Annotated in this window: 19 protein-coding genes and 1 pseudogene; 13 read left to right on the top strand and 7 right to left on the bottom strand. The window is 71.4% G+C overall.

Annotated features, from left to right (window positions below):
- The first annotated feature begins 4 nt into the window (after positions 1 to 4).
- Positions 5 to 1,279 carry an iron uptake transporter deferrochelatase/peroxidase subunit gene (gene efeB, locus AC07AB_RS26530; RefSeq protein ID WP_478571457.1) on the top strand — a complete coding sequence of 425 codons (1,275 nt, stop codon included), beginning with the start codon at positions 5 to 7 and terminating at the stop codon, positions 1,277 to 1,279.
- Between the two features lie 260 nt (positions 1,280 to 1,539).
- Positions 1,540 to 3,423 carry a phospholipase C gene (locus AC07AB_RS26525; protein ID WP_478571455.1) on the top strand — a complete coding sequence of 628 codons (1,884 nt, stop codon included), beginning with the start codon at positions 1,540 to 1,542 and terminating at the stop codon, positions 3,421 to 3,423.
- Positions 3,424 to 3,466: 43 nt separating this feature from the next.
- Here the strand turns inward: AC07AB_RS26525 and AC07AB_RS26520 are convergent, their stop codons facing one another.
- On the bottom strand, positions 3,467 to 3,949 hold the full coding sequence (locus AC07AB_RS26520; RefSeq protein ID WP_478571453.1) for a BlaI/MecI/CopY family transcriptional regulator: 483 nt from the start codon (positions 3,947 to 3,949) through the stop codon (positions 3,467 to 3,469).
- Positions 3,950 to 4,253: 304 nt separating this feature from the next.
- Between AC07AB_RS26520 and AC07AB_RS26515 the strand changes: the two genes are divergently transcribed.
- Positions 4,254 to 4,643 carry a DUF6083 domain-containing protein gene (locus AC07AB_RS26515; RefSeq protein WP_478571450.1) on the top strand — a complete coding sequence of 130 codons (390 nt, stop codon included), beginning with the start codon at positions 4,254 to 4,256 and terminating at the stop codon, positions 4,641 to 4,643.
- A gap of 336 nt (positions 4,644 to 4,979) precedes the next feature.
- Here the strand turns inward: AC07AB_RS26515 and AC07AB_RS26510 are convergent, their stop codons facing one another.
- Complete coding sequence (locus AC07AB_RS26510; RefSeq protein WP_478571613.1) at positions 4,980 to 5,903, bottom strand: LysR family transcriptional regulator; 924 nt, start codon at positions 5,901 to 5,903, stop codon at positions 4,980 to 4,982.
- A 325-nt stretch (positions 5,904 to 6,228) separates the two neighbouring features.
- Here AC07AB_RS26510 and AC07AB_RS26505 point away from each other — a divergent pair, with 325 nt between their 5' ends.
- Positions 6,229 to 6,594, top strand: a complete 366-nt coding sequence (locus tag AC07AB_RS26505) for a darcynin family protein (protein WP_478571447.1) — start codon at positions 6,229 to 6,231, stop codon at positions 6,592 to 6,594.
- Positions 6,595 to 6,687: 93 nt separating this feature from the next.
- Here AC07AB_RS26505 and AC07AB_RS26500 read toward each other — a convergent pair whose 3' ends face one another.
- Positions 6,688 to 7,407, bottom strand: a complete 720-nt coding sequence (locus tag AC07AB_RS26500) for an aminoacyl-tRNA hydrolase (protein WP_478571445.1) — start codon at positions 7,405 to 7,407, stop codon at positions 6,688 to 6,690.
- A 66-nt stretch (positions 7,408 to 7,473) separates the two neighbouring features.
- Here AC07AB_RS26500 and AC07AB_RS26495 point away from each other — a divergent pair, with 66 nt between their 5' ends.
- From AC07AB_RS26495 to AC07AB_RS26485, 3 genes are all read left to right on the top strand, one after another.
- On the top strand, positions 7,474 to 8,148 hold the full coding sequence (locus AC07AB_RS26495) for an AIM24 family protein (protein ID WP_478571442.1): 675 nt from the start codon (positions 7,474 to 7,476) through the stop codon (positions 8,146 to 8,148).
- 77 nt (positions 8,149 to 8,225) lie between these two features.
- Positions 8,226 to 9,227, top strand: coding sequence for an ABC transporter ATP-binding protein (locus AC07AB_RS26490; protein WP_478571440.1), 1,002 nt, complete (start codon positions 8,226 to 8,228; stop codon positions 9,225 to 9,227).
- On the top strand, positions 9,224 to 9,892 hold the full coding sequence (locus AC07AB_RS26485; protein ID WP_478571437.1) for an ABC transporter: 669 nt from the start codon (positions 9,224 to 9,226) through the stop codon (positions 9,890 to 9,892). The genes AC07AB_RS26490 and AC07AB_RS26485 overlap by 4 nt, the downstream gene beginning before the upstream one ends.
- Positions 9,893 to 10,086: 194 nt before the next feature.
- Here AC07AB_RS26485 and AC07AB_RS26480 read toward each other — a convergent pair whose 3' ends face one another.
- Together AC07AB_RS26480 and AC07AB_RS26475 are read right to left on the bottom strand one after the other, a co-directional pair.
- Positions 10,087 to 10,218 (bottom strand): PmrA, encoded by a 132-nt coding sequence (locus AC07AB_RS26480; RefSeq protein ID WP_478571435.1) that lies wholly within the window; start codon positions 10,216 to 10,218, stop codon positions 10,087 to 10,089.
- Positions 10,219 to 10,532: 314 nt separating this feature from the next.
- A pseudogene (locus tag AC07AB_RS26475) lies at positions 10,533 to 10,889 on the bottom strand (Tn3 family transposase); the annotation flags it as partial.
- A gap of 924 nt (positions 10,890 to 11,813) precedes the next feature.
- Between AC07AB_RS26475 and AC07AB_RS26470 the strand changes: the two are divergent.
- The 3 genes from AC07AB_RS26470 to AC07AB_RS26460 are packed head-to-tail and all read left to right on the top strand — an operon-like array spanning position 11,814 to position 12,633.
- Complete coding sequence (locus AC07AB_RS26470; RefSeq protein ID WP_478571432.1) at positions 11,814 to 12,035, top strand: hypothetical protein; 222 nt, start codon at positions 11,814 to 11,816, stop codon at positions 12,033 to 12,035.
- The gene (locus AC07AB_RS26465) at positions 12,032 to 12,442 is read left to right on the top strand and encodes a hypothetical protein (RefSeq protein WP_478571429.1); all 411 of its coding nucleotides are present in this window, start codon (positions 12,032 to 12,034) and stop codon (positions 12,440 to 12,442) included. Before AC07AB_RS26470 ends, AC07AB_RS26465 begins: the two co-directional genes overlap by 4 nt.
- 17 nt (positions 12,443 to 12,459) lie before the next feature.
- Entirely contained in the window at positions 12,460 to 12,633 is a 174-nt protein-coding gene (locus AC07AB_RS26460; RefSeq protein WP_478571426.1) for a LuxR C-terminal-related transcriptional regulator, read from the top strand.
- Positions 12,634 to 12,739: 106 nt separating this feature from the next.
- Here the strand turns inward: AC07AB_RS26460 and AC07AB_RS26455 are convergent, their stop codons facing one another.
- On the bottom strand, positions 12,740 to 14,140 hold the full coding sequence (locus tag AC07AB_RS26455; RefSeq protein ID WP_478571423.1) for an alkaline phosphatase PhoX: 1,401 nt from the start codon (positions 14,138 to 14,140) through the stop codon (positions 12,740 to 12,742).
- Between the two features lie 314 nt (positions 14,141 to 14,454).
- Here AC07AB_RS26455 and AC07AB_RS26450 point away from each other — a divergent pair, with 314 nt between their 5' ends.
- Positions 14,455 to 15,081, top strand: coding sequence for a TetR/AcrR family transcriptional regulator (locus AC07AB_RS26450; protein ID WP_478571421.1), 627 nt, complete (start codon positions 14,455 to 14,457; stop codon positions 15,079 to 15,081).
- Between the two features lie 106 nt (positions 15,082 to 15,187).
- Here AC07AB_RS26450 and zapE read toward each other — a convergent pair whose 3' ends face one another.
- Positions 15,188 to 16,312 (bottom strand): cell division protein ZapE, encoded by a 1,125-nt coding sequence (zapE, locus tag AC07AB_RS26445; RefSeq protein WP_478571418.1) that lies wholly within the window; start codon positions 16,310 to 16,312, stop codon positions 15,188 to 15,190.
- A 68-nt stretch (positions 16,313 to 16,380) separates the two neighbouring features.
- Between zapE and AC07AB_RS26440 the strand changes: the two genes are divergently transcribed.
- Together AC07AB_RS26440 and AC07AB_RS26435 are read left to right on the top strand one after the other, a co-directional pair.
- The gene (locus AC07AB_RS26440; protein WP_478571416.1) at positions 16,381 to 17,199 is read left to right on the top strand and encodes a pyrimidine reductase family protein; all 819 of its coding nucleotides are present in this window, start codon (positions 16,381 to 16,383) and stop codon (positions 17,197 to 17,199) included.
- A gap of 126 nt (positions 17,200 to 17,325) precedes the next feature.
- The gene (locus tag AC07AB_RS26435; RefSeq protein WP_478571414.1) at positions 17,326 to 17,802 is read left to right on the top strand and encodes an indole-3-glycerol phosphate synthase; all 477 of its coding nucleotides are present in this window, start codon (positions 17,326 to 17,328) and stop codon (positions 17,800 to 17,802) included.
- The last annotated feature ends 147 nt before the right edge of the window (positions 17,803 to 17,949 follow it).

Genomic DNA, 17,949 nt, shown 5'->3' with positions numbered 1-17,949 from the left:
GATCATGACGGACGTACGGCGGCGCGGCTTCCTGCGCGGCGCGGCGGCCGGGCTCGGCGGCGCGGTGGCCGGTGCGGGCCTGGTCGCGGCCGCTCCCCACGCAGCCCTCGACCAAGCCGCCCCCGCCCCCGCCCCAGACCCGGCCCCAGGCCCCGCCGTCGACGAGCGGCCCGCCGCCCGGCCGCCCTTCCACGGCGCGCACCAAGCGGGCATCCTCACCCCGCCGCGGGCCGGCACCGCGTACGTCTCCTTCGACGTCACCGCCGAGAACCGGCGCGAACTGACGGACCTGCTGCGCACCCTCACGGACCGGTCCCGGTTCCTCACCTCGGGCGGCACCCCCGGCCCCGCCGGCATCACCGCCCCGCCCACCGACTCCGGCATCCTCGGCCCCCAGGTGCCGCCCGGCGGCCTCAGCGTGACCGTGGCCGTCGGCGCCTCCCTCTTCGACGACCGCTTCGGGCTGCGCGGACGGGCGCCGCGCCGCCTGGGCGCCATGCCCTCATTCCCCGACGACGACCTGGACGCGGACTGGTGCCACGGCGACCTGAGCGTGCAGCTGTGCGCCGACAGCAGGGACACAGTGCTGCACGCCCTGCGCGACCTCGCCCGGCACACCCGCGGCGCCCTCCAGATCCGCTGGCGCCTCGACGGCTTCGCCAACCCGCCGCGCCCCTCCGGAACGCCCCGCAACCTGCTGGGCTTCAAGGACGGCACCGCCAACCCCGCGACGTCCGACGCCCGCGAGATGAGCCGCCTCGTCTGGGTGGACAAGTCGTCCGGCGAACCCGAGTGGGCCCTCGGCGGCAGCTACCAGGTGGTCCGGCTGATCCGGATGCTGGTGGAGTTCTGGGACCGCGTCTCCCTCACCGAGCAGGAGCGGATGTTCGGCCGGAACCGCGATACGGGCGCGCCGCTGGATGGTGACCGCGAGAGCGACGCACCGCGGTACGAGCGGGACCCCAAGGGCGACGTGATCCCCCTGGACAGCCATATCCGGATGGCGAACCCGCGCACCCGGACGACCGACGGCCAGCGGCTGCTGCGCCGCTCGTACAACTACGACAGGGGCCTGGATTCCAACGGCAACCTCGACATGGGGCTGTTGTTCTGCTGCTACCAGCGGGATCTGGAGCGGCAGTTCGCCGCGGTGCAGCGGCGGTTGGCGGGGGAACCGCTGGTGGACTACGTCACGCCGTTCGGCGGCGGCTACTTCTTCGCGCTGCCGGGCGTGCGCGACGCCTCCGACTGGCTGGGCCGGGCGCTGCTCACCCGATAGCCGGGCCGCCGGCCGGCCCGGCATCCCGGAAGCCCCTCACCCAGACCGCCCGCCGCTTCGGCGGCCCCGTAGCCCGGCAGCCCGAAGCGCATGACGCCGATAGCGGGACAACAGGTCAACGCCCGGTCAAGGTTTGGCCTCGCTTCCCTGACCCGGTGTTCACCGCCGTGCCATCGTGGATCGGCCGGGCCGCCGCGCGCCGTGCGGAGGATCGGTTCCGTACCACGTGATCACTTACGCAGTGTGGAGGGCGGAGACGAATGGCCAGCACAGACGGCAGGCGGGACAGGTCGGTCGCACGGCGCTGGGGAACCCTCGCGGGGGCCGCGGCGCTCACCGTACTGGGGGGAGCCGCGCCCGCCTGCGCCGCCGCCCCCGCCGCCCACCACCCGGGCGGCACGACGGCGACCCCCGTCAAGCACCTGGTGGTGATCTTCGACGAGAACATCTCCTTCGACCACTACTTCGCGACCTACCCGAAGGCCGCCAACACCGACGGGACGAAGTTCACCCCGGCCGGGCGGACCCCCAAGGACGTCGACAACCTGCGCACCGCCGGGCTGCTCAAGAAGAACCCCAACCAGTACCTCCCCAAGCGGCTCACCCCTCAGCAGGCCATGACCTGCGACCAGAACCACTCGTACGGGCCCGAGCAGTACGCGGCCGACGGCGGCAAGGCCGACGCGTACGTGCAGAACACCGACTCCGGAAAGTGCTCCGGGAACCTCTTCGGCGAGCCCGGCCTGGTCATGGACTACTACGACGGGAACACCGTCACCGGGCTGTGGAACTACGCGCAGCACTACGCGCTCAACGACCGCTCGTTCTCCTCGGCGTACGGGCCGTCCACGCCCGGCGCGCTCAACCTGGTCTCCGGCCAGACCCACGGCGTCGTCTCGACCGACCCCAAGTCCTCCACCGAGCACCCGAAGCAGACGGCGAAGCCCGACCCGTCCGCCGTGCAGTCCCCGGACGCCAAGGGCGTCGGCACGATCGTCAACGACCCCGACCCGGCCTACGACGACTGCTCGGGCAGCGACCACACCGGCAAGAACTCCCTCGCCGAGATGCGGGGCGCCAACATCGGCGACCGGCTCAACCAGCGCAACGTCTCCTGGGGCTGGTTCCAGGGCGGCTTCCGGCCGAGCACCCGGTGGGACGGGAAGCAGGGCCACTACGCCACGTGCGGCGGCACCACGCACGCCAACGTCGGCGGCGCGCGCGTCGTCGACTACAGCCCGCACCACGAGCCGTTCCAGTACTACAGGTCGACCTCGAACCCGCACCACCTGCCGCCCGCGTCCGTCGCCGAGATCGGCCACGCCGGGCGCGCCAACCACAACTACGACCTCACCGACTTCGACGCCGCCCTCAAGGCGGGCAGCCTCCCCTCGGTGAGCTTCCTCAAGGCCCCCTCCTACCAGGACGGGCACGCGGGCTACTCCGACCCGACCGACGAACAGCGCTTCCTGGTGCGGCAGATCAACGCCGTCCAGCGGTCGCCGCAGTGGAAGGACACCGCGGTCGTGGTCGCGTACGACGACTCCGACGGCTGGTACGACCACGCGTACGCCAAGCCGTTGAACGGCTCGAAGGACTCCGCCAAGGGCTCCAACGGCAAGGCCGTCGACTCCCCGGCCTGCCGCCGAGGCCCCGCCCCGGCGGGCGGCTACGCGGACCGCTGCGGACCGGGCACCCGCCAGCCGCTGCTGGTCATCTCCCCGTACAGCAAGGTCAACGCGGTCGATCACACGCAGACCGAGCAGACCTCGGTCATCAAGTTCGTCGAGCGGAACTGGCGGGTGGCGCCGATCGGCGACGCGTCCTTCGACGCACGGGCCGGCTCGCTGGAGGGCATGTTCGACTTCAAGCATCCCAACGGCAAGCAGGTGCTGCTGAACGAGAACGGATCGGTCGCCTCCGTCCGGAAGATCGCGTCGGTTGCGCCCGTAACACCTGTAACGCCTGAATCGACGAAGGCCGGCCCCGGACCCCGTACCCAGAACGCGGACACCGAGGAACTGGCCGATACGGGCACGTCGTCCCCGGCCGTGCCGATCGGCGTCGCGGCGGGCGTCGTGGTGCTCGGCGGCGCGGGCGCGGCGCTGGCGGTCCGGCGGCGACGAGGGCGTACGGACGGCTGACACGGGCGCCCCGCCGAGCGGTCCCAGGGGCACGCCGGAGCCGCTATTCCGCGTCGCCCGCCCGGCCCGTACCCTCGCGCGGTCCGGCGCCGAGCAGTTGGCGCAGCAGCTCCTCGTCCACGGGGGACAGGTCGTGGACGAAACGGGTCAGCACGGCCTCGCGATCGGGCCGGGCGTCGAGGACCTTGCGCATGCGGAGCGCGGCCAGACCCGGTTCGTCGGCCACGGGCGCGTAGGCGTACGCACGGCCGCGCGGCGCGCGGGTCAGGACCTCTTTGCCGTAGAGGCGGGAGAGGATCGTGACCACCGTGCTGTAGGTCAGCTCCCCGCCGAGGCGGGCCAGGACTTCTCCCGGGGTGAGCGCCGCGGCGGCCCGCTGGAGGGTGGCGAGGACCTCGCCCTCCAGCGCGCCGTTGGCCCGGCGGCGAGTCGTGCCCGCGGCGCCTGTCGTGCCTGCTGTGCCCGCGGTGCCTGCCGTGCCCGCCGCGCCTGCCGTGCCCGCTGGGCCGTCCGTATCCGATTCCATGGGCGCGTCGTTCCCTCCACTCGCCTCGTACGGCCATGCGGCACTTCTACAGGTGAGTAAAAGTTCCGTTCCCGAGTGTGCCACCGCCGAGGGCGACCGCCAAAAGCCGAGCTCCCGCGATTCCGTCGTTCAGCCGGGCTTTGCACAAGAGACGCGCATACAACGCCTATTGATGGAAAGATCTGTCACGTTCAGCGAGTCGGACAAGTCATCCGTGGGAAAGACCTGTTGGCGCGGGCCGATTGGTGGGGAGCCGATGTTCTCTGGCCATCATGGAGAAGAGTGCGGGTCCAGCCGGGACCCGGTGAAGCTGTCGGACACTCTGCCGACCGTCCTCGATGTCATCGCGCACGCCGCGCTGACCGCGACCCCCGTCCCCGACCCCAAGGCCGCCCGGCCCAGCGCCCGTACGGCCTGCAAGCGGTGCGGCGGCGCGGCGGCCTGGCACCGCACGGTGCGCGGCCGCTGGATTCTCATGGAGCCCGGCACCTGGCCGCTGCCCGCCATTCCCGCGGGCAAGCGCTGGCGCATTGCCGGTGACGGCACGGCCGTCAATCTCGGCTCCGCCGTCCCTTCGGACACCTGCCGCATCAGCCATTTCGACATCTGCCCGGCACGGCCGGCACCTACCGGTTCGGCCGCCCTACTGACATTGTGGCGGCGCAATTCCCGGTACGCGCCGGGGCTCGGCTGACTTTGCGAACGGGGGCGTCGCGACCGGCATCAGCCGACCGGTGAGTCTGCTGAGTCCGCGGGAAACTCCGCGGCATTCGACACCCTTGCAAGGTCTTCTCCAAGGGCGCCCGCACTCCCGGCATCCCCTGACGCCGCCGCTTGTCCCGGGCGGCTGACCGCGTTCGTAGACAACGGCAAGGGCCACCTCCGACAGCGGCCGACGCCGGCAGGGGCATCGTGGAGGCGCACGCTCCGGTGAGCACGTTGCCGCGCGGGGCCGATTACCCCAAGTGCCCCGGCGGCGCCCCCGGTTCGTACGTCGTGGGGCTCGGTCTGCCTGTGCGCACCGGCTGTGTCACGGGGGCGAGGCCCCAGGTGCGCGAAGTGCTCGGCGGACGGCGTCGCGGAGCCAGTGGTGGGCTCCGTCGGCGGCGTGGCGGGGGTGCCAGGCCATGCCGATGGTCACCGGCGGCAGGGGCAGCGGGATGTCGAGGAGGCGCAGGCCGAGGGCGGTGGCGGTGTCTGTGAGGGGGGAGAGGGCGGCGCCGGGGAGCGCGGTGGGGATGAGGCAGACGACGTCGCTGCCGGCGGCGAGGGCCATCGCGGCCAGGTGGCTGGGGAGGACGACGGTGACCCGCCGGTGGAGGTCCAGTTCGGCGAGGGCGGTGTCCAGGGGGCCGGTGAACCGGCCGCGGCGGCTGACCGCGACGTGCTCGGCGGCGGCGAGCAGGGCCGGGGTGAGGGGCTTTTCGGTGAGGGGGTGACCGGGCCGGACGGCCGCCGCCATCCGGAGGGTGACCATCTCGTCGACCTGGGTCTCGGGGTCGACGTGGTCGATGGAACCGACCTCCAGGTCGATCCGGCCGTCGCGGAGGGCCGGCCCGGCCTCCAGGTCTTCGGCCCGGAACCGCAGCGAAACCCCTGGCGCCTCCTGCCGGGCCAGCCGCAGCAGTCCGGGGGCCAGTGCCGCGCCGACCAGGTCGGCGGCTTGGAGGGTGAAGGTGCTGCGCAGGGCCGCGGGGTCGACGCCGGCCCCGGGGGAGAGCAGCGCTCCGAGGCCGCGCACCACAGTGGCGGCTTCGTCGCGCAGGGCCTGGGCGCGAGGGGTGGGGACCATGGCCTGTCCGGCCCGGACCAGGAGGGGGTCCTGGAGTACCCGGCGGAGGCGGGCCAGGGTGCGGCTCATGGCGGCGGGGGAGGTGTGCAGTCGCGCGGCGGCGCGGGTGACGCTCTGCTCGGCCAGCAGGACGTGCAACGCGACGGCGAGGTTGGCGTCCATCGCCGACTCCGGACTGCTCTTCGGGCCGTTCGCGCTGTTCGCGCTGTTCGGGTGGTTCGGACCAATCGGGCCGGTCCGGCCGTGCGGACCGCTCGGGCCGTGCGGGACATTCGGGCTGCGCGCGTCGCTCACCAGCGAAATTCCATTTCAGGCAATAATCCGTTGCTGATGTTCCCATTGTGGCAACTCGGTGATCCTCCGCAGGATGAAGGCATACCGATCCGGGTCGTGCTGATCCGATCCGTGCCGATCCGGTGCGTACCGATCGGCGCGACCCGCGAGGTCTTCGTGATCATCAATATCTGCCGCTCTGGAGGCACCCTTCATGTCCGCCGAGGAAACCGCTCCGCCCGTCACCGCTTTCATGCTCATCAAGACCATGCCCGAGTGGCTTGCCATGACCCCCCATGAGCGGGTGGACGCCTTCACCACCAAGGTCATGTCCGTCGTCAAGGCCAGGACCACCGGCATTCGGTCGCGCTTCTACGACACGGAGTTCTACTCCACCCGCGTCACCGACGTCTGGGTCTGGGAGGCCGACGACCACAACGCCTACCAGCTCCTCATCGACGCGCTGCGCGAAACCCCGTTCTGGGACCGCTACTTCGAGGTCGTCGAACTCCTCGTCGGCACCGAGAACGGCTACGCGCGCACCTACAACCTCGACCCCGTCGCCACGGTCACCACCTGATAGGCCGTCACCACCTGATAAGCCGTCATCACCACACGGGCCGTGAGGTACTGACAGCCCGTCGCCTGGCGCGCGCCGCCCGCCGGTCGTCGACTACCGGGCCCGCAGCGCCGGGTGATCCGCCACCACGGTGCAGGATCCGGGGGCGATCTCGGTGAAGCCGGCATCGCGTACCAGCGGCAGCCCGCTGCTGGTCAGGGCCGCCCACGCGCGCGGCGCCGCTGTCCGTACGGACAGCGGAAACCCCGCCTCGTGCCAGGCGGCGCGCTCCCCGGCGCTCAACTCCCACCAGGCGAGCTGGGCGCCGTGGCCCGCCTGGGCCATGGCCTTGCCCGCCGACATGTCGAGTTCCGGACTGAACCAGAGCACCGGGCCGTCGGGGCCGGCGGCGGGCGGGGGCTCCGGGTCATCGAGGTCCGTGCCCGAGACCTGGAGCTTGACCAGTTCCTTGGGCCAGCCGTCCAGCGGTACGGGCGGGTAGACGCGGACCTCCGCGGCGCGGCCCCGGACCGTGATGCCGGGCAGGGTCTCCGCGCGCCGCCACTCCGCGCCGCGCGCCCGGCGTACCACCTTGCGGATACGGGTGTCCTGCCAGTCCCGCATGGCCTGCGCCCATTCGCCGTCGTCGGCCGTCGCGCGCTCGTCCGAGAGCAGAGTGAGCACCGCGCGCGCCGCCGTCTCCAAAGCGTCCGTACGGGCCGGGGGCGCGGACTTCTCGATCCGGACGACGAGGGGGAGCACGTACTCGGGCGCGGCGTCCGGGTCCGGCTCCTCGTGTCGGAACGGACTGGTCGCGGCGCTGGAACTGGTCATCCGTACAGTCTGCCAGCCGTCCCCGCGCACCCTGGCGGAGCCATCGGTTCCGGGTGATCATTGGCCATGCACAGTGACCTCTTCGCCGCCGAACACATGGCGCAGCCCGCCACCACGCCCGGCATGACCGTACAGAACGCCAAGTCGATCAAGTACGCGGTCCAGGGCGAGTGCTACGCACGCCAGGGCGCCATGGTCGCGTACCGCGGGGACCTCCAGTTCGAGAAGCAGGGCCAGGGCGTCGGCAAGTTCCTCAAGCGCGCCGTGACCGGCGAGGGGCTGGCCCTCATGGCGGTCCGCGGCCAGGGCGAGGTCTGGTTCGCGCACGAGGCCGCCAACTGCTTCATAGTCGACCTCGCCCCCGGCGACGGCCTCACGGTCAACGGCCGCAACATCCTGTGCTTCGACCCCACGCTCTCCTACGAGATCTCGGTCGTGAAGGGCGCGGGCATGACCGGCGGCGGGCTCTTCAACTCCGTCTTCACCGGCCACGGCAAGCTCGGCATCATCTGCGAGGGCACCCCCATCGTCATCCCCGTCGGCCCGCAGTCCCCCGTGTACGTCGACACCGACGCCGTCGTCGGCTGGAGCGACCGCCTCCAGACCTCCCTGCACCGTTCCCAGAGCCTCGGCTCCATGCTGCGCGGCGGGTCGGGCGAGGCGGTTCAGCTCATGCTGTCGGGGGAGGGGTTCGTGATCGTACGGCCCAGCGAGGCCAAGCCGGAGAAGACGAGCAACTGACCGGCCACTGTCGACCGGCAGGGCAGCGTGAGCCGACTGGGCGGTAGAGCGGTATGGGCGGTATGGGTGGTACGGACATGAGGCTGCGAGGGGTCGGCCGCCGGTACGGACTCGGCGGACCATGGGTGTTGCGCGGCGTCGACCTCGATGTGCCGGGGCACTCCCTGTCGCGGGTCGAAGGCGCCAATGGCACCGGCAAGTCCACCCTGTTGCGCCTGCTCGCCGGCATCGACGCGCCCAGCGCCGGCAGCGTCACCGGCCGCCCGCGCACCGCGTACGTCCCCGAGCGCTTTCCCCCGGCCCTCCCCTTCTCCACCGTCGGCTATCTGTCGATGATCGGGCGCGTGCACGGCCTGGGCCGTGCCGCGGCCAAGCGCGCCGCGACCGATTGGCTTGAGCGGTTCGGCGCCGGGGCCCACGCCCGTACGCCCCTGGCAGAGCTCTCCAAGGGCACCAGCCAGAAGGTCGCCGTGGCCCAGGCCTTGCTCGCCGCCCCCGAACTCCTCGTCCTCGACGAGGCGTGGACCGGCCTCGACCGCACGGCCCGGGACCTCCTCGACGCGGCCGTCCGGGACCGGGTCGCCGAGGGCGGCGCCGTCGTCTTCGTCGACCACGACCCGCGGCGGCTGGCGGGCGCGGCCGACGCGGTGTACCGGGTGGCGGCCGACGGGCGGGTCGCCGCCGCGGAGCCCGGGGTTCGGGACGGCGCGGATACGATCGCGGGCGCGGTCGGCCCGCGCGTACGCATCGAGGTCCAGGGGCCGCCCCACGCCACGCTCCCACGGGACCTGCCCGGCGCGCCCACGTGTGAACCGGAGCGTGACGGGGCGATCGGGCTCACCGTCTCCGCCACCCACTCCGATGCCGTGCTGAGCGTGCTCCTCACGGCCCGGCCCGCCTGGCACATCCGAGGGGTGACGACCGTACGGGCCGGGGGAGCGGCGGGCTCGGCGGGCCCGCCGGGACAGGCAGCCGCCGACCACCCCGGCCCCGAACACAGGCCCCCTCAGCCTTCGTCGGCCCCGCACCCCTCCCCGGTGCCGCACCCCTCCCCGACCACGAGGCCCGACCGCACATGACCGCTCTGTACCGCTACCAGGCCGCGCTCCTCATCCGCTCGCACCGCCTGCTGCCGCCGCTGCTCCTGTACGCGCTGTTCATGGCCATCGGCGTGCAGGGCGGACAGCCGATCCTCGACTCGTTCGGCTACGCCGGGGTCGCGCTGCTGTTCGTCGCCGCCTGGCTCGTACGGATCTGCGTGACCAACGAGCCCCCGGCGGCCCGGCACGTCGCCGCCGCCGCGACGAGCCCCGCCCGGGTCCATCTGGCGAGCGTGCTCACCGCGCTCACGTGCTCGGTCGTCCTCGGGACGATCGGAACCGCGCTCGTCGCGGTCATCAGCGATCCGCGCAGCTCCAACCGTCAGATCGACGTCCAGGTCGGGCCCGCGACCCTGGCCGGTCTGCTCACCGCGCTCGCGTGCGCGCTGCTCGGAACGGCGGTGGGCACACTCTGCAACCGGCCGCTGCTGCGCGGTACGGGCTGGGCCGTGCCGTCGACGATGCTCGCCGCGCTGCTGGTCCTGGTGGTCGACGGCTCGCCCGCCAACGCCGCCGTGACCGGGCTCGTCACCGGTTCCCTCAGCGGCCGGGTCGCGATACCACTGCTGCCACTGGCGGCGACCGCCCTGCTCGCCGCCGGGGCCACGGCGATCGCCTGCGCGCTCAGCTCCCGCCGTTCGTGAGCGGAACGGCCGCAGACCGTCCTGGCAGGAGGCTGTGCCGGCAGGCGACTGATGACGCAGGACGCGGTGAGCCCGGCCTTCGCGTGATGATCCTCAAGGGCGCGATCGGCCATCCGCGTGCCAACGAGGGGTGTGACCGGGACACGCGCCGAAGGGGGCGACGGGGTGATCTTGAAGCCCTGATCCGCTCGGATTTATGTGCGGCGACGTGCGGCGACGTGCGGCGGGGTCGCGCCCGGCGAGTGCCGGGCGACCGAGTCGACGCCGGGGCGGGCGTACCGCTCCAGGGAGTGGACGGCGGCGTGGCGGGAGCGGGCCAGCAGCATCGGGGGCGAGGTGCCGTCCTCCGCGTCGTGTGTCAGGGCACTGTGATGTAGCCGGTGGAGCGTCCACCCGTCCAGGTCCTCGATGTCGTCAGGTGAGGTGAGGGGGTTGGCCGGCAGCCCGTGTCCTCCTCGAAGTTCCCCTCGGCGCGGCGGTAGGAGAGCCGGGCTCGGCCGGCCTCCGGGCACACGTCGGGCGTCGGCATTCCGGCCGGGGCTTTGCGGTCGATGAGGAACAGCGGAGCGCGGGTACGGCGGGCGATGAGGCCGGGCAGCAGCTGGGCGGTGCCGGACTGCCAGTGAATCCACTCGGTAGCCACGCGCATCAGGTGGTGGAACTGGGACTCGATCAGGTCGAAGTCGATGACGTTCTTGCCCGGTTCGCCGAACAGGGCGTCGATGTGCACGTACTCCGTCTGCTTGGAGGGCTGGTAGAAGGTCGGTTCCTTCCAGTTCCTGATCCTGGGCATCAAGTCGAAGCCCAGCAGGTGGGCGAGCGCAAAGACAGGGAAGCTCTGGCCTTGGGTATCCGCGTGCACGGTGGTCGGCTGCACCCCGCTGATGGTCTTCAGCAGGCCCTCGATGATGTAGACGGCCTCCCATACCCCGCACGGGATGTAGTGCGTGAACAATGCGATGTAGGTGTCCGAGACGTGGTGGTAAGCGATCCCGCCCGGCTTGGAAGCGCGCGGGTTCGCGGATTCCTGCACGTGAACGGGGCGGAACTCGCGTGTGGTTGAGAGCGTAGTGGCGCGTATGGGGTGGATCCGCAGCCGCGGCGAGAGGGGAGAGTCCTGTCAAGAGTGCGTGTCTGCATCGGCTTGGGGTGATGCCGGGGGTTTGGCCACGCTCCTGGGTATGTCCGGTGGAAACGTTGTCGCGTAGGGGGAGCAACAGTGCTGGCACTCTTAGTTTCGATCTTGGCTGTTCTTGTCTCGCTGGGATCGTTGGGCGTTGGATACGCATCCAGCCGCCGGTCTCACATGCCTGTTCTTCAGTTCATGTGGGAGAGCGGGCAAGACGGTACTGGGGAGCCGAAGTGGTGGCTGGTCAATGTCGGGACCGGCCCCGCTACCAACATCGTCGTTGCCCAGGCTGAACGAACCTCGCTCACGCGCGGCTTGAATGGGGAACAGTGGTTCAACCCCGTGCTGGTCCCATCGATCCCGGTTGGCGACAAGCTGGCTCTGACGTGGCTCGGTGGAACTATGGGCCTTGAGTGTGGGCTGGGCGCCACCTACACAGATGCCGAGAAGTACTTCTACACGACAAAGTGCGGCGATGACGTATCGATGTTCTTTGTCGGACTGCATCTGCCGCGTTGGCCGTTGCTGAAGTTGAATGGGAGCAAAGCGGTGAAGACCTGGTGGGGGGTGGAAGACCTCTCGGGTCCCCGATGGTCAGCCGTAAGCGAGCGACACGTCCGAAGGCGTCCGTGGCTCCCGGCACGCTTCGGGATCAGCCGACGGCTCGGCGGGTGGGCTGATCCAGTCCATTCCTACCGACCGATATGACCGGGCCCGCTTCAGCGTGCCGCCGTGGCGTGCGGTGTCGACTGTGCCGCCATCGGGCGGATCACCCCAGGAGATCCATTTGCCGTGACCGGTGTCGCGGCGTACTGGATCACGACCATCGACGCGGGGCGGGTCCATCCGGCTCTGGCAGAGCTGTTGGGATACTGGCTGGGCGACAACTGGCGGTTGGTGGAGGAGTACGGGGGATGGGTGTCGAAGGGGTTGGTGGCGGTGGCGGTCCTGGTCGTCGGTCGCTGGTTCCTGATCCGGCTGCGTCGTCGCCCGAGCGCCCGGCATCGCGCGTGAGGCCCCTGCGCGCCGCTGCCGGCATCGCACTCGGCGCAGCCTCGGCGCTCGCCGTGCCGGCCGTTCTCGCCGCGGGGGCGTTGGCGCGGTCCACCGGACCCGTGGTCCGCCTGGCCGCGCTGGAACAGCGGCGCGTCGCCGTCCTGCTCGGCGGAGCCGGCGAGTCTCCGGGTGCCACCGAGCCCCCGGGCGCCGCTCAGTCTCCGGGCGGCATCGAGTCTCCGGGCACCACCGAGTCCCCGGGCGGCATCGAGCCGCGACGGGCCGCCGCCTACCTGTGGTGCCGCCTCCCCGTGGGGATGCTCGGCGGCGGAGCGCTGTTCCTGCTGGCAGCCGGCGCGTGGACGGCCGCTTCCGGGCCGGCGCGCTGGCGGGCTCGCGCCACGCCGACGATCTCGGCCTGCTGACGGACCGCGAGCGAACAGTGCTGACGCTCATGGCCCAGGGGCACACCAACACGTCCATCGCGCAGCAACTGTTCGTCTCCCGGAGCGCGGTGGAGAAACACACCAACGCGGTGTTCGACAAACTGCGGCTGCCCCGGGACGACGTCACCAACCGCAGGGTGCTGGCGGTCCTGCGGTTCCTGGGAAGCTGACGCGGCCGGCAGGCCCGTATCTCAGTGGCGTGCACGGCCTGACGGTCTGTTCCGTCTTCTCCCGGCTTACGGGGCGCAGCTCCGTTCCGCGGCGCCCCGTCGCCGCTCAGCGATGCCAGGGCCCGGTCACCGCGAAGGTCGTGCCGGGTGTGTAGACGTTGACGTACATCGTGCGGTGGTCGGGGGAGAAGGTGACGCCGGCGAACTCGCCCCACTCGGGCTTGTCCGGGGTGCCGATGTTCTGCCGTCCGCGCGCCATCGGGTAGACGACGCCGCCCGGGGTCACCCCGTAGACGTACTGCGCGCCCTCGCCGTCCTCGCAGACCATGAGGCCGCCGCCGGGCGCGAGGGTGATGTTGTCGGGGGATTCGCCCGGCAGCTGTACGTCCGTACGGGGGCCGAAGACGACGGCGAGCGTGAGGCGGCGGCGCTTCGGGTCGTACCGCCACACCTGGCCGAAGTGGTCCGCCGCCGAGCCGTTGGCGCGCTTGGCGAAGCTGGAGACGAAGTAGACGCTGCGGCCGCCCCAGTAGCAGCCTTCGAGTTTCTGGGCGTGGGTGATGCCCCGGCGGCCGAAGTCCTGGAGGCGTACGGGGGTGTGGCGGGCGAGGGGGTCGGGCACGGGCGCCCATTCGACGGAGTCGAAGACCGTCCCCGGCTCCTGGACGACCGACAGGTCGGGTACGTCCGGCACCCGCATCGCCTCCAGGCGGCCTCCGGCGCGCAGCGAGCCCCGGCCGCCGAGCGGCTTGTGGGGGTGGAAGCGGTAGAAGAGGCCGAAGGGCCGGTCGAAGGCGTCCTCGGTCTCGTAGACGGCGCCGCTGTCCGGGTCGACGGCGATGGCCTCGTGCTGGAAGCGGCCCATGGCGGTCAGCGGTACGGCGCCGGTGCGGCGCGGATCGTAGGGGTCGACTTCGAAGATGAAGCCGTGGTCCTTGGTGTAGCCGTTGGTCCCGGCCTTCTCCTCGTTCTCTTCGCAGGTCAGCCAGGTGTGCCAGGGGGTGGGGCCGCCCGCGCAGTTGGTGGAGGTGCCGGCGATGGCGACGCGTTCGCCGAGGACGCGGTGGTCCGCGTCGAGTTCGAGGGCCGTACAGCCGCCCATCCCCATCGGGTCGTAGGTGAGGCCGTCGACGGCGGGGACGCGGTGGGCGGCGGTGGGGCGGTTCTCGTGGTTGCGCACGAGGTGTACGCGCCGGTCGCGGCCGCTCGCGTGGCGCCCGCGGCCGGGGAACGCCGCCATGCCGTCATGGTGGCTCGGCACCTTGCCCTCGCCGGAGCGGAGCGGGTCGCCCTCCCGCGACAGGACGCGGTACCGGAAGCCCTCGGGGAGGTCGAGGAGGCCATCGGGGTCGGGGACGAGCGGACCGTAACCGGTCCGGCCGGGCCCCTGGGGGCCGCGGGCCGCGGCGGCCGTGCCGGCGAAGAGCTCCGGGACGGCGCCCGCGAAGGCGATGCCCGTACCCAGTGCACCGGTTCTGGCCAGAATCTGACGTCGTGTAGTGGACATGAGACGACTCCCTGCTGGCGGACAGGAGCGAGCGGACAGGAGCAAGCGAACAGGAGCAGGCGGACAGGAGTGTGACGCGCCTGTGTGTAGCACGTGCCTCCGGCCGACTGGAAGCACGGTGCGTGACGATTCCTCGGCGGGCGGTAGGGGGCGGACTCGTCGGGGGTCTCGGCGAGGGACGGGTTTTGTCATTCCCGGCCAGGCCACGGCATGATTCTGAGCAATTACTCGCTTAGTGCGGCAGTCGTCGGCCCTCGACCTCTGAGGGGCATCACTGAGGGACACCGCCGAGGGGTACCACCGAGGGAGTCGCCATGACGTCCGGCCAGCGGCGGATCCAGCCGCGCAAGCAGCCCAAACAGGTACGCGCCGAGCTCACGCGCCAGCGCATCCTGGCGGCGGCCGCCGATGTCTTCGCCGACTACGGATACGCCGCGGGCACCACCAACCGGATCGCCGAGCGGGCGGGGGTCTCGATCGGGTCGCTGTACCAGTACTACCCGAACAAGGACTCCATCCTGGGCGATTTGACCACCGCTCACCTCGATGCCGGCCTGGCCGTCGTGCAGCGCTACCGGGCCGGTGAGCTGCCCGAATCGCTCGAAGACATCCTCCGTCTGTTCGTACGGGCCGCCATCAGCAACCACCTTGTCCACCCGCAACTGCTCCGGGTGCTGTTCGAACAGGCTCCCCGCACACCTCAACTGCTTCAGATGGTGTACGAATACGAGGAAGCGAGCGTCGACTACACCAAGGCGCTGCTGGACCGTCACCCCGAGGTCCGGGTCGAGGACACGCAGACCGCCGCCCGCCTCGCCGTCACCTCGATCGAACACCTCGTCCACCATCTCGTGGCCGAACCGAACCCCATCGACGTCCAGCGGTTCGAGAACGAACTCGTCGCGATGCTCACCCGCTATCTGACGGCCGCGGGGTCTTGAGCGCCTGAGCGCCTGCGCGCCCGAATGCCCGCACCCCGCTGCGCGTGCGCGCTTCGGATCGGAGACGGGCCTGGTACGGGGAGGAGGGCGCCCCCTGCCCGTACGCCTACCCCTCCACGAGCCCCTTGGCGTCGCGTGCGAGCGCGGTGAGGCGGGAGATGGCGCGGAAGTACTTCTTCCGGTAGCCGCCCTTGAGCATCTCCTCGCTGAACAGCTCGTCGAACGGCTTCCCCGAGACCAGCACCGGCACCTCCCGGTCGTACAGCCGGTCGGCGAGCACCACCAGGCGCAGCGCCGTGGACTGGTCCGGGATCGGCTCGACCCCGGTCAGGCAGACGGCCCGGAGGCCGTCGCACATGGCGCCGTAGCGGCTCGGGTGGACCTCTGAGAGGTGTTCGAGGAGGGAGGGGAAGTCGTCGAGGGACGCGCCCTTGGTGCGGTACGCCACCTTGGTGACGGTCTCGTCGTCGTACGGCGCCGGGGCCTGCGGCAGGCCCCGGTGGCGGAAGTCCTCGCCGTCGATGCGCAGCGGGCGGAAGTGCGCGGACAGGCCCTGGATCTCGCGCAGGAAGTCGGCGGCGGCGAAGCGGCCCTCGCCGAGCTTGCCGGGGAGGGTGTTGGAGGTCGCGGCGAGCGCGACACCCTGTTCGACCAGCCTGCCCAGCAGCGAGGAGACCAGCACCGTGTCGCCGGGGTCGTCGAGTTCGAACTCGTCGATGCACAGCAGGCGGTGGCCGCCCAGCGTCCGTACGGTCTGCTGGAAGCCGAGCGCCCCGACCAGGTTGGTCAGCTCGACGAAGGTGCCGAACGCCTTGTGCTCGGGGGCCGCCGGCGTGGCGTGCCAGAGCGAGGCCAGCAGGTGGGTCTTGCCGACGCCGTACCCGCCGTCGAGGTAGACGCCGCGCGGCCCGGTGGGCGCGGTGGGTCCGCCGCGCCGGAACCAGCGCTTCTTGCCCCCGGCCGCCGGGCTCGCCCCGCCGCCGAGCCCGGCGGCGAAGGCGCTCAGCACCGTTACGGCCTCGGCCTGGCTCGGCTGGTTCGGGTCCGGGATGTACGTGTCGAAGCGCGCGGACCCGAAGCGCGGCGGCGGCACCATCTCGGCGACCAGCCGGTCGGCGGGCACCTGCGGTGCACGGGCGGTGAGGGCGATGGGCGCACCATCGGCCGGCGCACCGGCTATCGGAGGCGAGTCGGGGGAGGTGCTGGACTCGGACGTGGTTGAGGGCGACACAGCCGTCCAGCCTAGTCGCTCCGCACGGGGACTCGGCGCGGTGAGCGAGCCATGTCACACTGCCGCGTATGCGACGCCTGCTCCCCGCCTCTCACGAACCATCCGATCTCGACAACCGCCAATGGGGTCTGGACGAGCTGGCGGACGTGTACGCCTATCCGGCCGACCGCGATGACGACCCGGCGAGCGCCGACCGCGGCGACCGCCCGGACGAGGGCCGGGACACCGGCTGGCTACGGGCCAACATGGTCTCCTCGCTGGACGGCGCGGCCCACCACGACGGCAGGTCGCAGCCGCTCTCCTCCGACGCCGACATGCGGATCTTCGGCACGCTGCGCGGGCTCGCCGACGCGGTGGTGGTGGGCGCGGAGACCGTACGCCAGGAGGGGTACCGGCCCGCACGCGCCCGTGAGGCGTTCGCGGCCCGGCGCGCGGCGCTGGGTCAGCCGACGGCCCCGGTGATCGCGGTGATCAGTGCCGGTCTGGACTTGGATTTCTCGTTGCCGCTGTTCACGGAAGCGCTGGTGCCGACCATCGTGCTGACCGGCGCGGGAGCCGCGCCGGACCGGGTGGCCGCGGCACGCAAGGCGGGGGCGGAGGTGGTCGTGGCGGAGGACTCGGCGCGGGTGGAACCGGGCCGGGTCAAGCGGGTGCTCGCGGAGCGCGGGCTCACCAGGCTGCTGACGGAAGGGGGGCCGAAAACACTCGGTCAGTTCGCGTCGGCGGGGGCACTCGACGAACTGTGTCTCTCGCTCGCCCCGATGGTCGCTGCGGGAGCGGCGCCGCGCATCATGAACGGGCCGCCGCTCGCGGTGCCGGAACGATTCGTCCTCGCATCCGTCATGGAGGAGGCCGGCTTCCTTTTCACCCGCTACCGTCGAATCTGACAATCAGCGGAATTTCCCGTTCCGGTTAGCTTCCGGCGGGCAGAATTGAGTCAGGCGTGCCCACGAGGCGCGCGCAGGATGGTTTCTGTTGGGCCCGGTGGCCCACGTAGGAGAGGGGCTCCCACCGTGTTCACGAGCGTACTGATGATCGAACAACCGCTGACCGCCACGGACGTCGACTTCGTCACATCCCTCCACGACGACCAGATGTCGTTCGTGGTCCTCATGCGGCCGAGGGGGGACGAGGACCGGTTGCTGCGGGCGATCGACGACGTCGCCCTCGGAGAGCTGGAACAGGCCGCCCACGAATCGGAGGAACCCGAGGGCGAAGAGGCGGCCCGCCCGGCCGCACAGGCACTCAACTACTCCCTGCACATGCTGCGCGAATCGGGCAGCGAAGCCGTCGGCCAGATCGTCGGCGGGCACCCGCTGGACCTGTTGCGGACCGTCGTCGAGGAGACCGGTGCCGATGAGGTGATCGTCCTCACCGCTCCGCACCTGGTCGAGGAGTTCTTCCACCGGGACTGGGCCTCCCGCGCCCGCCACAAGGTCGGCGTGCCCGTTTTGAAGCTCTACGCCCACGCCGCGGGCGAGAACGAGTGAGACGCGCTGGACTGGCGCGTCGGGGGGGGGGGGGGGGGGGGGAGAAAAAAACCCCCCCCCCCCCCGACGCGCAAGAGGAGGGGGAGGGGGGAATCTACGGGTTGTGGGAAAAGAACGGGGGAGGAAAACTGTGGGGAGGAGGGACCT

Source organism: Streptomyces sp. NPDC044033 (genome assembly GCF_056434425.1).
Note: the sequence above shows the minus strand (reverse complement) of the source record. Positions and strands in the feature narration are given on the sequence as shown.

Excerpts from the sequence above, each read along its gene's own strand:
- AC07AB_RS26455 (WP_478571423.1), bottom strand. The coding sequence starts at position 14,140 with ATGTCCACTACACGACGTCAGATTCTGGCCAGAACCGGTGCACTGGGT.
- AC07AB_RS26440 (WP_478571416.1), top strand. The coding sequence starts at position 16,381 with ATGCGACGCCTGCTCCCCGCCTCTCACGAACCATCCGATCTCGACAAC.
- AC07AB_RS26520 (WP_478571453.1), bottom strand. The coding sequence starts at position 3,949 with ATGGAATCGGATACGGACGGCCCAGCGGGCACGGCAGGCGCGGCGGGC.
- AC07AB_RS26485 (WP_478571437.1), top strand. The coding sequence starts at position 9,224 with ATGACCGCTCTGTACCGCTACCAGGCCGCGCTCCTCATCCGCTCGCAC.
- AC07AB_RS26480 (WP_478571435.1), bottom strand. The coding sequence starts at position 10,218 with ATGCTGCTGGCCCGCTCCCGCCACGCCGCCGTCCACTCCCTGGAGCGG.
- AC07AB_RS26500 (WP_478571445.1), bottom strand. The coding sequence starts at position 7,407 with ATGACCAGTTCCAGCGCCGCGACCAGTCCGTTCCGACACGAGGAGCCG.
- AC07AB_RS26505 (WP_478571447.1), top strand. The coding sequence starts at position 6,229 with ATGTCCGCCGAGGAAACCGCTCCGCCCGTCACCGCTTTCATGCTCATC.
- efeB (WP_478571457.1), top strand. The coding sequence starts at position 5 with ATGACGGACGTACGGCGGCGCGGCTTCCTGCGCGGCGCGGCGGCCGGG.
- AC07AB_RS26525 (WP_478571455.1), top strand. The coding sequence starts at position 1,540 with ATGGCCAGCACAGACGGCAGGCGGGACAGGTCGGTCGCACGGCGCTGG.
- AC07AB_RS26490 (WP_478571440.1), top strand. The coding sequence starts at position 8,226 with ATGAGGCTGCGAGGGGTCGGCCGCCGGTACGGACTCGGCGGACCATGG.
- AC07AB_RS26450 (WP_478571421.1), top strand. The coding sequence starts at position 14,455 with ATGACGTCCGGCCAGCGGCGGATCCAGCCGCGCAAGCAGCCCAAACAG.
- AC07AB_RS26495 (WP_478571442.1), top strand. The coding sequence starts at position 7,474 with ATGCACAGTGACCTCTTCGCCGCCGAACACATGGCGCAGCCCGCCACC.
- AC07AB_RS26510 (WP_478571613.1), bottom strand. The coding sequence starts at position 5,903 with ATGGACGCCAACCTCGCCGTCGCGTTGCACGTCCTGCTGGCCGAGCAG.